This is a genomic window from Paenibacillus sp. 4624 (assembly GCF_050435065.1).
Classification (GTDB): domain Bacteria; phylum Bacillota; class Bacilli; order Paenibacillales; family Paenibacillaceae; genus Paenibacillus; species Paenibacillus amylolyticus_D.
In genome coordinates this window covers 30,902-45,728 of record NZ_JBNDJR010000013.1, presented here as the reverse complement: position 1 = coordinate 45,728, position 14,827 = coordinate 30,902, and the positions used below count along the sequence as shown (strand labels likewise).

Here is a 14,827-nt window from a genome sequence, read left to right as displayed (position 1 = left end):
TTTACCTCGAATGAGAAGAGTCATCGGTTTGCATGGATCAACTTCGAATGATTTTGAAATCATTGGGTAATTATATACAGGAACAGAATCCAACATGAGATTACAAAAGGAGGACTTACACGATGACACAGAACAATCAACCTCAGGATGAAGCAAAACTCCGCAATAAACTGGATGAAGATGGCGACTCCTTGATGGAGAAAAAGAAGATCTTGAATGGCGTGGACATTGAGCCACAGGCGGATGATTGGGCAGCTAAACCATCTCCGGTTGCTTTTAACGAAGAAATCAATACATCCTCTAAAAAATAGGATTGATCGACAGAGCGGATACCGTATGGTATCTGCTTTTTCGTCCTTGTATAATGTTGTAAATACAGCATAAGGAAGAGTGGAGGGGAGAAATATGAAAAATAACATACAGATCCGAGATGCACAGCTTGCTGACTATCCTGGTGTAGCCACGTTATTGGATCAATTACATGAGTTACATGTACAGGCAAGACCGGACATTTACAAACCTCTGCACCCAAGGCTTGGGGAAAAGGAATATGCCGATTGGCTTGCGAAGGATGACCGTTACCTCTATGTAGCGGAACATGTAGAGGCTGGGAAGATTGTAGGCTTTAGCAGCGCACAGCTGAGCGCCATTCAGGATCATTCGCTTTTTGCGGATCGCAGGATGTTATACATTCACGAACTTGTGGTGGATTCAAGCCACCAAGGACATGGAACAGGTAAACGGTTAATGCAGACCATGCTGGATCTGGGGAGAGAGCTTCAGGCAGACCACATAGAATTAACGGTTTCTACATTCAACTCGCATGCACAGGCTTTTTATGAACAGATGGGGCTAAGGGTGCGTAGCAGCAGAATGGAGTTCCCATTGTAATTGTAAGCCGAGTAGTGAAATAAGTCTGTTCATCAAGACTACATACACAAAACGTTCGATAATAAAAGAAAATAAACCCTTGAATACCCCATGGGGGTATGTTAATCTGGAAGAAGAACGTAAGAAAAGGGGTGTTATGATGGAAGATCACAGCCATCCCGAAGAGTCTGTACAGACTGCGGAACAGCAGTCCGAGCAACAAGCGGATTCATGCCATGCTTTGAACTTAGATAAGGACGGCAAAACTGTCCGTAAAAGCCACCATTCCCAGGAGATGAAGGGCAATCTCATCTCCAGGTTGAACCGGGTGGAAGGCCAGATTCGCGGCATCAAAGGGCTGATTGATAAGGACACATACTGTGATGATGTGTTAACCCAGATCGCTGCAGCACAGTCCGCGCTTAATTCGGTAGGCAAGCTTTTGCTGGAAGGACATATGAAGAGCTGTATTGTGGAACGTATTCAGGCGGGCGAACACGAAGTCGTGGATGAATTACTGGTTACTGTTAGAAAGTTGATGAAGTAGTACGACAAGGATAAGACCTGGTAAAGACATACCCATTTACGAACATATTTAACTAAGGAGGAATAGAACATGTCTAATGTTACGTTGAATGTCAAAGGAATGTCTTGCAATCACTGTGTAAAGTCCGTTGAAGAAGCGGTGAAAAATGCAGGAGCAAATGGTCAGGTGGATCTGGCAGCCGGTACGGTAGCTGTAGAATATAATGAGCAGGCTGTTACCGTGGATCAGATCAAAGCCGCAATCGAAGATCAAGGATACGACGTCGTTTAATTGATCCGAGGCATTGTTCATTAACAAATGATAGCAGTAAAGGCTTAGCCCTCTTGATTCTCAGTTGGACTTGATTATACAAGGGACGGTTTAAGCCTGATTTTCCGTCCTGAATATACCCCTATAGGGTATAAAATTCATTTGAAAGGAGCTGACATGATGACATCGAGCGCATCTGAAAATATAGAACCTGCACAAACTCCTGTACCTATGGAGAATTCGGGTCTCAAGACAACCTTGCACATCACGGGTATGACCTGTGCCGCATGTTCTACGCGTGTGGAGAAGGGGTTATCCCGGATGGAAGGCGTACATCAGGCGAATGTGAACCTTGCCATCGAACAGGCAACCATCTCTTATGATCCCAAAACGACAAGTGTAGGCGCATTGCGGGACAAAGTCGCGGCACTTGGCTACGGTACAGTGACGGAATCCGTCGATCTGGATATTACGGGCATGACCTGTGCGGCCTGTTCTGCACGTATTGAGAAAGGGCTGTCGCGGTTGCCGGGTGTCTCCCAAGCTAACGTTAATCTCGCGCTGGAGACAGGGCATATTGAATATGCAGCGGGTACCCTCAAACCGTCCGATATTACAGCCAAAATCAAGCAGCTAGGCTATGGCGCTACATTGCAATTAACCCAGGAGGAATCGACCTCTGTTCGGGAACGGGAGATACAGCGTAAGAAATGGAAATGGATGATCTCCGCACTCTTGTCCATTCCGCTATTGTGGGCAATGGTTGCCCATTTCTCCTTTACCTCGGGCATTTATGTACCTGAGCTGTTTTTGAACCCATGGTTTCAGCTGTTACTGGCGACACCAGTCCAATTTGTGATTGGTTGGCAGTTCTATGTAGGTGCATATAAGGCGCTTCGCAATGGTAGTGCTAACATGGACGTACTTGTGGCACTTGGAACAAGCGCCGCCTTTTTCTACAGCCTGTATCTGACGCTCACGAGCGGGTATTTACCTGATGCCAGTATGGGTCAGAGTATGGATCATGGTGCAATGGGAACGGATGTAGGAACTGCTGCAGGAGTTACCGCTATGCCGATGGTGGAGCTGTACTATGAGACAAGTGCGATTCTGATTACGTTGATTTTACTTGGAAAATGGTTTGAGGCTGTGGCGAAAGGGCGCTCTTCACAGGCGATCAAAAGCTTGATCGAACTCGCTCCCCGTGAAGCGCGTGTTATCCGTGACGGACAGGAAGTTTTGATTCCGGCTTCCTATGTAGCCGTTGGTGATCTGGTTTTGGTGAAACCTGGGGATAGCATTCCGGTGGACGGTATCGTAGAAGAGGGTCAATCCTCTGTCGATGAATCCATGCTGAGCGGTGAAAGTCTACCTGTAGATAAAAAGCCTGGCGACCCGGTCACAGGTGCAACGCTGAACAAAAACGGTGTTCTTCGTATTCAGGCGACCCGAGTTGGCTCAGATACGGCTCTATCGCAAATTATTAAAGTGGTCGAACAGGCGCAGGGATCAAAAGCACCTATTCAGCGGATTGCCGATGTGATCTCGGGTATATTTGTCCCTATTGTGGTGGGGATTGCCGTACTAACCTTCTTGATTTGGTATCTGTTTGCAAGTCCGGGAGATTTCGCCGGATCATTGGAAAAAGCGATAGCTGTACTCGTTATCGCCTGTCCGTGTGCGCTTGGGCTGGCGACACCGACCTCTGTCATGGCTGGATCAGGTCGTGCGGCGGAATATGGCATTCTGTTTAAAGGCGGTGAACATCTGGAGTCTGCTCAGCAGATTCAGACGGTTGTGCTCGACAAAACAGGAACCGTTACCCAAGGCAAGCCTGTATTAACTGATGTTATTGCTGCACCCGGCTGGACAGAATCAGAGTTGCTTAAACGTGTTGGAGCGGCAGAGCAGGGCTCCGAGCATCCGTTAGCCGAGGCGGTTGTGAGCGGTATTCGGGAGAAAGGTCTACTTTTGGAACCGACAGAATCGTTTGAGAATATCCCTGGTTACGGTGTTCGTGCAACGGTATCTGGTGAAGAGATTCTCGTGGGAACGCGCCGCTTGCTGGCAGATGCGAACGTAGATGTACCGGAGGAAAGCATACAGCAGATGAACGCTTTGGAGGAACAGGGACGTACGGCCATGCTGGTTGCTGCTCAAGGCCAGTGGGCGGGTATCATTGCGGTAGCAGATACGATTAAGGATACTTCTCGGGAGGCCATTGGACGGCTTCAATCTATGGGGATCGATGTCATTATGATTACGGGAGACAATGAACGGACAGCTCGTGCGGTAGCAGAGCAAGCGGGCATCCAGAACGTTTTGGCAGAAGTTCTCCCGGAAGGCAAGGCATCCGAAGTGAAAAAGTTGCAAGAGAGTGGCCGAAAGGTGGCGATGGTCGGAGACGGTATCAACGATGCCCCGGCACTGGCTACAGCCGATATCGGCATGGCGATTGGAACCGGAACCGACGTAGCGATGGAAGCGGCAGATATTACGTTGATGCGTGGTGACTTGAACAGCATTGCAGATGCAATCGAGATGAGCCGCCGCACGATGGGCAATATCAAGCAGAACCTGTTCTGGGCGCTTGGATATAATGTGATTGGCATACCGATCGCAGCCGCAGGATTTCTGGCTCCGTGGCTGGCAGGTGCTGCAATGGCATTCAGCTCGGTTTCGGTGGTACTGAATGCCCTGCGTTTGCAGCGGATGAAGCTTGCTCGAACGAAGTCATAAGATAAGAGACTAACATATGGGTAAGAAGAGCTATGTAATAGATCAATGAATGATCCGTTAAATGCGCGGCTCGCTTCACGGCGAACCGCGTATTTTTTACGCAAAAGTGGTCATAAGCCAACCAAGATTGACATTCATGAAAATAAACCCAGCTTCATTCATGAAAATACGTTGAACTTTTCTGAATATTACGAAAGTATGTTGACAATATAGACATATGCCTTTAAAATTTAAACGATCGTTTGATTCAAACGGATGTTTAAATCAAATTTGAACTATTTTGAAAATGGAGGAACATAATTATATGCTGCAAGCTCTACGTACATTGTTTAAAAAACCACCAGTGATCATAGGCATTGTTACTGCACTGATGTTTCAGGTTATTTTTAGTGTAATCTGGATGACTGCATATTCCGGTGTAAATGACCGGACGAAAGAATTAACGGTGGCTATTGTGAACGAAGATGGTGAACTGTCCAAAGGTATTGCGGATCGGTTGGCAGAGACATTGCCTTTCCACACCGTATCGAATTTAAGTGCGACTGAAGCGCTGGATCAATTGAACCATCATCAAGTGCACATGGTGCTGGACATTCCGGCAGGATTTAATGTTGCTCTTCAAACAGCTGGCGCCACTGCCGAGATCAAATATACGATTAATGAAGCCAATCCGGTAACGATTAAAAGCATGATGCAGGGTGTCTCACAGAGCGTGACCAACACGATTAACAAACAAGCTTCCGCGCAAGGCGTACAAACTGTTTTGACTGCTTCAGGTGCTCCTGCGGAACAGGCTGCTCAGGCCGCTGCGAACCTGACCAACCGTGTAGAAGGAAAAACGACATCCATTAACCCGGTGAACGGCATGAACAATCAGATGGTGCCGATGATGATGGTACTTGCCTCTTATGTAGGTGCCATGATTATGGGCATGAATCTTCAGGTAGCTATGGGCATGTTGTCTTCGATGTATTCTCGCCTGACTTTGTTCGGTGCCCGGGTCATCATTAATGTAGGTTCTGCGCTGGTTGTTTCCTTGCTGGGATCTTCTCTGATTGTGGCTCTGGGTGGACAGATTGCACAAGGGTTTGTGGCCTTCTGGTTGTTCCAGGCACTGTTCCTGTGTACCTTCATGTTCTTCTCCCAGTTTTTCCTGATCTGCTTTGGACCAGCAGGAAGTGTGTTTAACATCATCTCGCTATCCCTGCAACTGGTGTCATCCGGTGCGATGGTGCCGCGTGAATTGTTGAACAGCTTCTACAGCGGAATTGGTCAATACTTGCCTGCAACCTATGCGGTTCAGGGTATTCTAAGTGTGCAACTGGGTGGCCCAGGCGTGCAGTCTGCCGCAGGTTCCATCGTTGTTGTACTGCTCATTGCTGTTGCATTGTCCCTCGTTGTGACGCTGCTCAAAAAAGGTCGCAAACCGGCTGGGATGCCAAGCCCGGCTCCAGCAAACAGCTAATATATGTAGTCGTTACGAAGCTTCATCGTTTGTACCAAGCACCCCGATGATTTTCATCGGGGTGCTTGGTGTAATATAATAGATGGGATGAAGTGAGGGCTGCAGTCCGGGGAAAATGCTGCAGCAACTGACACGAACGGATAAGAGGAGAGAAACAAATGACGGAACCGGAATTGGATATCAAAACAAGGATATTGCTTGCAGCGAAGAAACTTTTTGCATTACAAGGGTATGATGGGACGAGTGTTCGTCAAATCTGTGATGAGGCAGGTGCGAACGTGTCGCTGGTGTCTTATCATTTTGGCGGTAAAGAGAAAGTGTTCGATGCACTATTTGAGCACTTTTTCCCCGAACATATTCTGAGTAAGCTGGCTACAGAATCGATGTCCCCTGTAGAAGGTATCCGCCGAATTGTTGGTGAAGTCGTGAGGTTTACGATGACAGATCGCGAGATGAGTGACATTGTACAGTTGGAGATTACGCTGCGTACTCATCGGACGGCAACGGTGTTTCAATATCTAGATCCCGTCTGGAATAAAGTGAGAGAGTATCTACAGCAAGGTAAAGATGAGGGACTGTTCAAGATCGAATCCTCATCCTATGCCATGCTTCAGGTTATGGGCGTAGCGCTTGCGCATAAGCGGGCCAAGCACTCGCGTTTTGGTTTTGATTATCAGGATATGAATACAGAGGAACTTGCCGAAGAGACGGTGGAGTTCGTACTTCGAGGATTAGGAGTGAACAGCCATGAATGAAACGATTGAACTGATGATGAGACACCGCTCTGTACGCAAATTCAAGCCAGACCCGGTCAGTGAGGAGCAACTCGCAGCTATTGTTGCGGCGGGACAGATGGCATCCTCTTCAAGCAACGTACAGGCGTATTCCGTGATCGCTGTGACAGATCAAGAGCAGAAAGCCAAACTGGCTGAACTTGCCGGGGGCCAGGCTTACGTCAATGAATGTCCGGTCTTTCTCGTATGGTGTGCTGACCTGTTTCGATTGAAGGATGCAGCGGCACGTCACCTTCCAGAGAAGGAGTCTTATGCGGACTCCACCGAGAATTTTATGGTTGCTACGATTGATGCTGCACTGGCTTCTCAGAATGCTGCTCTTGCTGCCGAATCGCTCGGTTTTGGCATTGTATATATCGGCGGACTTCGTACTCGGATTGAAGAAGTGGCAGACCTACTCGAATTACCGGATGGTGTATATCCGGTATACGGGATGTGTATTGGGGTTGCAGATCAGGAAACGGGCATTCGGCCACGTCTTCCAATGAAAGCCGTATTACATCATAACCGCTACCAGCCTGCCCAGACCTTGGAAGGTGTTCAAGAGTATGATGTGACCACGACAGAATACTTGAAAGAACGTACCCACGGTGAGCGTACAACCCCGTGGTCTGAACTCATGGCGAAACGTCTTACCGAGCCAGCACGTTTGCAGGTGAGAGCATTCCTTGAACGCAGAGGGTTTATGAAGCGGTAATCATTCTGAGTATTTAGTGGAACCACCATCTCTTACACTGGTATATATCGAATGTAATTCCTATTAAATTTATGAGGAGGCAGTGAAACATCAGATGGAAAAAGAAAAAGGTAATCAACGAATACCCCTGTATGACAAAGATGGCAAAACAGTTATTGGTCAATTTGAGATTACAACAACTGAATAGTTTTTACATCCTAGAGAATCTGCGTAATAGACATACTTCATACTTATTTGTATACATCGTAACAATCCTACTAGTATCTTACTTTTGAATGGAGAGAATCTTCTGAAAAATTTATTCGTCGGATTTTCTAGGGTGCTCCTAACAGTTTGTTTAGTTGGTTCATTAAACTTACCCTACGCAAGTGCGGCCAACTCAGACAAACAAGAACTATTCTCAGTCTAGCGACTCTTCATCTGCCCCATATTATGCTTACACCACAATTGCTAGAAAAAATTCTTCTGAGGAGATTCCTGTTGGTTATATGGGTGCGCAAGCAAGGATCTACGATTCGAACGATCACGAAATAATTAAAAAAACAGCGAACATCAGGATTACCAGTGTTCGCTGTTTTTTTGTTCTCTCTATGGCAAGTACTTGAAACTCACCCTTCAATATTTTAAACAGAGAGCTTCTGTTTACCTATGTTATTAATGAAAATTATTGAGCACTAGTAGATTGATTATTCTCCTCTATTAAAAATTCAAATACTTGTTTTTTTAAGGAAGAGTAATGATCTATTTGTTCATCTTCAAAATGAACTGTTTCAATACTGTTTCTAGCAAGGCTCTGTACACTAGAATTGGTATCAATTTGATACTGACCTTGATACATTCCTACGATCCGATAAGTTCCAGTATCAGTAGCAGCTAGGAAAAGAACATAGTTATCAAGATTGTTCATTAAGTTATATCCTTCGATTGTGTATACAGCCTCTTCATCTTCATAAGCAGGCTCCACTACGGTGATGACACTCTCTGGTTGTTTTCCCTTGTAAACTTGCTCGATTTGAAATTCTGATTTGCTCGCCTTAACAACGACTTCACCTTGATCGTCAGTTTGGAAGTATTCGTTTCGGTTACCAGTGTACTTTCCAGAAACAATAAGATCTGCATGTTCTTCGAGCTCATTCACGTTATTGACAACAGGGTAGTCTGCATGAGCTGAATAAACCTTTTTCTCACTTTGAACAGCTGTAGCTGCCTCACTATTTTCTGGAGCATAAAGCGTATAAGCCACAACTGTAAAAGCAACCAACGTGAAAAGAATAGTTATCTTTATACTTTTATTAATATTCATATTTAATTCCTCCTTACCATCTGTATTGAATATTGGCAATATCGAGTGGAGTGAATGATGTAATATTCTTCTTCCCTTTTTGCATGATGGAATTTACATCATAGTTTTCCTGGTGCTTCATAGAAACAAGATGCCCTGTTTCGTGAGTTACCGTTCCTTGTTTGTTATTTGCATTAAATCCCCAAGCTGTCATGACGCCATGATTAAGAACCATTGTTGCGTAGCTCCAAGTTTTTGTCCCCAATTCATCTATGGGTTTTCCACTTGAATCGTATGCTTGCACAATTGCAAAGTAATCTATATCACGGCTATTGTTTGCAGAAATCCTGACTTGGGCTGCAGTAGATGATGAGTTAGTGAAACCAATGTTTGCATTTGATATATTTTTCAGCTGGTTTAATGCTGTTGAGACATAGGAAGAATACCCATACGTAGAGACCGAAGGTGACTGGTAAACGGAAATATTACTCACAGAAGTGAATGAGTTAGGGAAAAATGCACTTGAATTAGTGAGTGGTGATGATGACCCATTGAACTCAATTTTGTCAATAAGATAACCGGTGCTTGTTTGACCATCATTGTTTACAATGAGGTTTACGTAAGCTGGTCCCGTTATCCAAGGTGTCCAAACATCAGTGGTGTATCCTCCGCCAGCAGAGTAGTAGATAGTACCAGCTTCTTGAGTTGTCTTACTGTAAGAAGAAGATACGGATACTCGATCTCCGTTAGCTAAAGCAATTCTATTAAAATGGAGCCTATAACTCGTAACTGTTGGAGATAAAGTAACAAATTTATCACTACTTCTTGAGTTTTCTTTATAATTACCAGGATACCCTTCTGATCTCAAATCAATCTCTTGAACAGTAGCAGCGTTTACTGGTGAGACAGAGATAATTGGAGATAATACAAACAAAAATACTAAAAAAGAGCAAAACAATTTATTGCGATAAAAAGCCATAAGTTTTTCCTCCTGTTGAATGTGTTGTATTTACAAAGTAGAATATAGGTTAAAATCCAAAATTTATCAATACACGGTGTAGAAAAAGAGAAAAAATACCTATATGTTCAATTTTTTTGTCAGTATGATCAAAGAATCTTTGACGAAATTTGTAGAAAATGAACGAAAAAGATTTGAATATATTTTAAAAACTAGTATGAATTGCTCCTTTCACTTGGTTTAACAGTGCAAATTAAAGCATATATGGTATAAAAAATGCTGATTTCTTGCACAATTTTGATCTTATTTTCAAACGAAGCTAATGTAAAAAATAAACCCACTATGGAAGGTGATGACCTACACAGTGGGTTATGCTTGCAATGAGGTTTAATAATTGCATACGAAGATCTATAAAATATCATGTTTCTTCTTCTCTTACTCCGGCAGGCGATAAAAGCGCTTGGTGTTTCGGTAAAAAAGACGTGCAGCTCGCTCGATTCCCATACCGGTAATCTCACTCCAGGCCTGAATCACCTGACGTGTCATAGCCGGATGTGTCATCTTGCCTTGAAACGGCCCTTCGAAGGGCCAAGGTCCATCGGTCTCGGCCATCACTTGCTCTGCCGGATATTGCCTTGCAAGCTCACGGATCTCCGTCTCGTATAGAATATCGGGTGTGAAGGAGATGTAATACCCGTTGTTTGCCATACGCCGAATGGTCTGCTTTGATCCTTTGAACCAGTGGAAATGGGCGCGTGTAAACTGATGTTTCTCCAGCAGTTCGCAGGCTATATCGGCATCCTCATACACAGCATGCAGGATGATGGGTTTATGGTGTTTTTTGGCGAGTATGATGAACTGCTCCAGCAGATCAATATATCCGCTTTGGTCAAAGCTAAGGCCTGCATGCCCTGCTTCTTCACGGCTGTAATAAGGCAAGCCTATCTCACCGATGGCAATAGCATGTCCAATGTGTTCTTCAATCCAAAGAAAGAACTTTTCCTGCTCGTTGAGGGAGGGGAGCTGCTGTTCGGGATGATAGCCAAACGCCGGGTAGATGTAACGCGCATGCTTTTTAGCAAGTTCCAGATTGGCCTGAGCAGAAGCCAGGTTCATGGAAACTGTAATGACCGCTTCGACCTGATGCGACGGTAAGCTTAGCAACATCTTCTCCTGTTCCTCCGGTGTGTATTTATCAAAATGAATGTGGGCATCGATTAACGGTGCAAACGTTGGAGAATGCATGGGGGAGAGCCTCCTTATATCGTAGGTATTCATATATATATAACGCCGAGTTCATGGTGTTGGATCACCCATATCAGGAAAAATATAACTAAAAAACCCGCACTATCAAGATAGGCGGGTTTTCTGCTGTTCTTCTTTCATCCACTGGGCAATTTGCCGTTTGCGTTCGAGAAAGGCAGGCTCTTCTGTTATTTCATCTCGTCTTGGGCGATCAAAAGGAACATGAACCTCGTGCAGCACAGCCGCCGGTCGATTGGATAACACATAGACCCGGTCCGCCAGCAACAGTGCTTCCTCGATATTATGGGTGATGAACAGCACAGAGCGGCGATTCTGTTCCCAGATATCCAGCAGCCAGCGCTGCATGTCGCTCCGCGTCAGAGCATCAAGCGCGCTAAATGGCTCATCAAGTAACATCAGTTCCTGCGGGCTGAGCAATGCACGCAGGAAAGCAACGCGCTGTTGCATTCCACCTGAGAGCTGATGAGGGTATGCCCGCTCGAAGCCTGCAAGGCCAACGCTGCCCAGCCACTGCCTTGCCTCGGCGAGCGCTTCGGCACGTGGAGCAACGGGGGCGGTATGCGCTGTAGCAGAAGCGATCTCGCCTGCGAGCAGCACATTGTCTTCAATGGTTCGCCATGGGAAAAGGGCAGGTTGTTGCGGCATGTAGCTGATATGTCCGCGTTGTCCCGTAACCTGCTTGCCGTTCATAATCACTTCGCCATTCTGAGGACGGAGCAAACCGCCGATGATGTGGAACAGGGTGCTTTTGCCGCAGCCGGAAGGGCCGACGATGGCAACAAACTCCCCTTTTTGCACCGTAAGGGATAAGCCGTTCAACACAGGAAGTTTCCGCCTTCTTTCCTTGAAGGACATATGCACGTTAACGATGTCTAGCGCAGGTGGAACCGAGATGGAATCCGGACCATTCGTTTTAGTGTGAGTCAGACGTAAAGGCGAATCGATCGTTTCACTGTCCGTCAATGTGGAAACGGAAGAAGATACTGCGGGCGGTGCAGATCCCGCTATGGAAGCCTGAGCAGATACGGAAGCTGCGTTGGCATCTCCGAATGGTGTGCTTTTAGCTTGTGCGGATTGCTCCAGTTCCTTCGGGTATCTTTTCATAGGGAATCACATCCTAATGTACATATTACGTTAACCTCTGATATGCAGAACTAACGCTTCTGTGGGCGCCAGCGAATGAGAAGCTTCTCTAATAGCGCAATGAGCAGGAAAAGCAGCAGGCTGAGCGCCACGATGATCATGATGGCGACAAAAAGGCGATCCGTACGGTAAGCTGATTTCTGTAGCATCATATAATAGCCGATGCCTTTGTCGGCACCAATCCATTCCGCAATGATAGCACCCATGACACTGTAGGTGGCGGCAATTTTGATACCGGAAAATATGGATGGCAGGGCATGCGGAAGCTCCAGTTTCCAAAAGATATGACGGCGATTCGCACCTGCCATGCGCATATAGTTCATCATCGCCGCATCCGTGCGTGTTAGACCATCCATGGCAGCGACCGCTACCGGGAAGAAGCAGACAAGAACGATGGTAATCAATTTGGGCAGCAGGCCAAAGCCGAACCAGATCAGCAGGAGTGGTGCGAGTGCGATGGTCGGGATATTTTGACTAAGAATAAGCAGTGGATACAAGGCCGATTTGAGAAAAGGGATCAGATGCAGTACCATCGCAATGAACAGACCGACCGCTGTCCCGGCAACAAATCCAATGAGGGTCAGCTGAATCGTTGCAGAGGCGTGCATACCCAAACGGTCAGCCTGGGAAGCTGCTTCGCGAGCAATATCGGACGGCGCAGGCAACATCCATTTCTCAATGTGGAATAGGGAGACGGCCCCTTGCCAAATCGCAATAAAGAGAATAACCGCCACGAGGGGCGGCCATACACTTTTGAAATAGGTAGACATTAGCGATATTTCTCCGTTAGTGTATCCATGCTGAATCCGTCCGGGCTATGTGCGATTTTGATTTGGGAGATGATGCTTGGACTGCCTGCTTCTACAAGCACCTCGTGCATTTTGCGGACAACCTCCAGCAGTTCATCCAGTTCGCCTTCCATGGTGGTATCCAGTGCGTTAACCTGATATTTTAGGCCGGATTGCTGAATGACTTCAATGGCGCGGTCTACGTAAGGATAGGAGCTCTCGCCGTGTGGTGTTTTGGGAATAACCTGTATGCTGAGTAATGTACTTGCCATGAGAGATCCATGCTCCTTTCGGGTGTGGGTGGATAAGTTGATACGCCATTGCACACGTTACCACTTTGATTGCAGTCCCCTCTTTAGATCGCTGTTATCCCCGAATTTTTAAGTCCATCTTATAAAAATTTTTCAATGTTTACACGGACACTTCGATGACAGAATAACCTTTCAATCGCTGTTATCCCCAGATTTTTTTGATTCCCTTTTTCAAAGGGGAAGATCCGGTGATAAAGGCGAAGCGTATGCTTCCGATGCTAGCTTTCTTTCAGAAAGCTTTTAGCTCCGCTTTTTCAGGTTTTTTCTGTCCCCTCCGTTTTTGTGTAAATAAATAGTTTAATTATCAAGACGAGTAAATTCGGGGATGCGGGCGACTGCTTCGCTTCTGTAGAGGGGTTCTGCCCTCTCCGATTCTTGTGTACAAAAAGTTAACTTATCCATTGAATTGTGGGAAGAAAATTCAGGAGAAAGCGTGCTTCTGGGGTAGCTTTCCATTGAAAACCTTATGAGTGATTGCTTCGCTCCAATTTTTTCCTGCCCTCTTCTTTCAAAACGTGTAAATAACAAATTTCATGGTTACATTTAGATTTAATATTACTGAGGTAAAAATTCGTTGGTGTAGGCTTTCGTTACATCGATCTCTTTATCCAGCAGTTTCTTGCTGAACATCCAGTCGGTGTAGTTCTTCCATACCTCTTCCTTTTGTTCACCCCAGCGTGGTGCATCATCTTTGTATTTCGGGCTGAGCCACTTTTGGCTTGCGATTACTAATTCTTTGTCCAGATCGGGAACAGCTTTGAGCAAAATGTTCGCTGCTTCTTCAGGGTGATCTATCGCATATTGATATCCTTCAGAAGTGGCCTTTAGGAAAGCTTTCACCAGTTCAGGGTCTTTCTGAATCGTCTGTTCATTGGTCACAAGTACAGGGGTGTAATAGTCCAGCGCTTTGGCATAATCTTTTACATATAACATGTCAATCGGTTCTCCGCGTAATTCCGCCTCAATTCCCGTCCAGGCATAGAAAATCCAGGCAAAGTCGATGTCCCGTTTCACAGCTGTGAAGAAGTCGGCATCGCCCATGTTAATCTTTTTGACTTTGGATACGTCAGCACCTTCGCCCTCCATAATGGATTGCATCACCGCTTCTTCTACCGGGGAACCCCAGCCGCCATAAGTTTTACCTTCAAAGTCTTTAGGTGATTTGATCTTGCGATCTACTGGAGCGGCAAAACCAGAAGTATTATGCTGAATAACTGCGGCAATCGACACAAGTGGAACGTCCTGCGTACGTGCCTGAGTGACACTTTCCTGATAACTGACGCCAAACGGTACCTCACCCGAGGCAACCATCGTATCTGCACCACCGGCTCCTGGCTGTACAATCTCCACATTTAAACCTGCTGCTTTATAAAAACCTTGGTCCACCGCTGCATACAGACCGGTATGATTCGTATTTGGAGTCCAGTCGAGCACAACCTTCACATCTTTCAGTGCAGTGCTGCTCTCCTCATTGGTTTGCGCCGAACCAGTCGCACCTTGCTGCTCTGCTGGAGCGGCTTCTTTGCCACCACATGCAGCCACGGTAACTAGTAGCACACACATGAGCAACATTCCCATCGTTTTACGCCAATTCATCGTGATTCTCTCCTTCGTTATGTCCGGCCGGATGGCACGGGGTACTCCTTGGCTTCATATCCAATCCTTTTGCATAAATCGACAGATTTATACTCGCGGGTTATCCGAATAACGTCATTTTT

15 protein-coding genes are annotated in these 14,827 nt (G+C 46.0%); 8 read left to right on the top strand and 7 right to left on the bottom strand.

From position 1 onward, the window contains the following. Positions 1-122: 122 nt before the first annotated feature. The 8 genes from ABIE27_RS25445 to nfsA all read left to right on the top strand — a co-directional run bounded on the left by ABIE27_RS25445 (position 123) and on the right by nfsA (position 7,361). Positions 123-311, top strand: coding sequence for a hypothetical protein (locus ABIE27_RS25445; protein WP_123065530.1), 189 nt, complete (start codon positions 123-125; stop codon positions 309-311). 94 nt (positions 312-405) lie between these two features. Beyond that, positions 406-891, top strand: a complete 486-nt coding sequence (locus ABIE27_RS25440; RefSeq protein ID WP_123065531.1) for a GNAT family N-acetyltransferase — start codon at positions 406-408, stop codon at positions 889-891. A 139-nt stretch (positions 892-1,030) separates the two neighbouring features. Then, positions 1,031-1,417 (top strand): metal-sensitive transcriptional regulator, encoded by a 387-nt coding sequence (locus ABIE27_RS25435; protein WP_123065532.1) that lies wholly within the window; start codon positions 1,031-1,033, stop codon positions 1,415-1,417. A 69-nt stretch (positions 1,418-1,486) separates the two neighbouring features. Beyond that, positions 1,487-1,687: a copper ion binding protein gene (locus tag ABIE27_RS25430; protein ID WP_090918799.1), complete on the top strand. Its 201-nt coding sequence runs from the start codon at positions 1,487-1,489 to the stop codon at positions 1,685-1,687. A 210-nt stretch (positions 1,688-1,897) separates the two neighbouring features. Next, positions 1,898-4,405: a heavy metal translocating P-type ATPase gene (locus ABIE27_RS25425; RefSeq protein ID WP_123065641.1), complete on the top strand. Its 2,508-nt coding sequence runs from the start codon at positions 1,898-1,900 to the stop codon at positions 4,403-4,405. Positions 4,406-4,709: 304 nt separating this feature from the next. Then, a complete protein-coding gene (locus ABIE27_RS25420; RefSeq protein ID WP_123065533.1) occupies positions 4,710-5,870 on the top strand; it encodes a YhgE/Pip domain-containing protein in 1,161 nt (386 codons plus the stop codon). A 158-nt stretch (positions 5,871-6,028) separates the two neighbouring features. Further along, positions 6,029-6,625 (top strand): TetR family transcriptional regulator, encoded by a 597-nt coding sequence (locus tag ABIE27_RS25415; RefSeq protein ID WP_123065534.1) that lies wholly within the window; start codon positions 6,029-6,031, stop codon positions 6,623-6,625. Then, entirely contained in the window at positions 6,618-7,361 is a 744-nt protein-coding gene (gene nfsA, locus ABIE27_RS25410) for an oxygen-insensitive NADPH nitroreductase (protein ID WP_123065535.1), read from the top strand. The genes ABIE27_RS25415 and nfsA overlap by 8 nt, the downstream gene beginning before the upstream one ends. Before the next feature lie 664 nt (positions 7,362-8,025). On the opposite strand, the gene ABIE27_RS25405 is transcribed toward nfsA, so the two are convergent. From ABIE27_RS25405 to ABIE27_RS25375, 7 genes are all read right to left on the bottom strand, one after another. Next, entirely contained in the window at positions 8,026-8,664 is a 639-nt protein-coding gene (locus ABIE27_RS25405; protein ID WP_123065536.1) for a hypothetical protein, read from the bottom strand. 13 nt (positions 8,665-8,677) lie between these two features. After that, positions 8,678-9,622 carry a hypothetical protein gene (locus ABIE27_RS25400; protein WP_123065537.1) on the bottom strand — a complete coding sequence of 315 codons (945 nt, stop codon included), beginning with the start codon at positions 9,620-9,622 and terminating at the stop codon, positions 8,678-8,680. A gap of 414 nt (positions 9,623-10,036) precedes the next feature. Beyond that, positions 10,037-10,846: a TatD family hydrolase gene (locus tag ABIE27_RS25395; RefSeq protein WP_123065538.1), complete on the bottom strand. Its 810-nt coding sequence runs from the start codon at positions 10,844-10,846 to the stop codon at positions 10,037-10,039. Between the two features lie 105 nt (positions 10,847-10,951). After that, the gene (locus ABIE27_RS25390) at positions 10,952-11,722 is read right to left on the bottom strand and encodes an ABC transporter ATP-binding protein (RefSeq protein ID WP_429351888.1); all 771 of its coding nucleotides are present in this window, start codon (positions 11,720-11,722) and stop codon (positions 10,952-10,954) included. A gap of 299 nt (positions 11,723-12,021) precedes the next feature. Next, positions 12,022-12,780: an ABC transporter permease gene (locus ABIE27_RS25385; protein WP_123065539.1), complete on the bottom strand. Its 759-nt coding sequence runs from the start codon at positions 12,778-12,780 to the stop codon at positions 12,022-12,024. Beyond that, entirely contained in the window at positions 12,780-13,070 is a 291-nt protein-coding gene (locus tag ABIE27_RS25380; RefSeq protein WP_123065540.1) for an MTH1187 family thiamine-binding protein, read from the bottom strand. The genes ABIE27_RS25385 and ABIE27_RS25380 overlap by 1 nt, the downstream gene beginning before the upstream one ends. A 594-nt stretch (positions 13,071-13,664) precedes the next feature. After that, positions 13,665-14,705: an ABC transporter substrate-binding protein gene (locus ABIE27_RS25375; RefSeq protein ID WP_123065541.1), complete on the bottom strand. Its 1,041-nt coding sequence runs from the start codon at positions 14,703-14,705 to the stop codon at positions 13,665-13,667. Between the last annotated feature and the right edge of the window lie 122 nt (positions 14,706-14,827).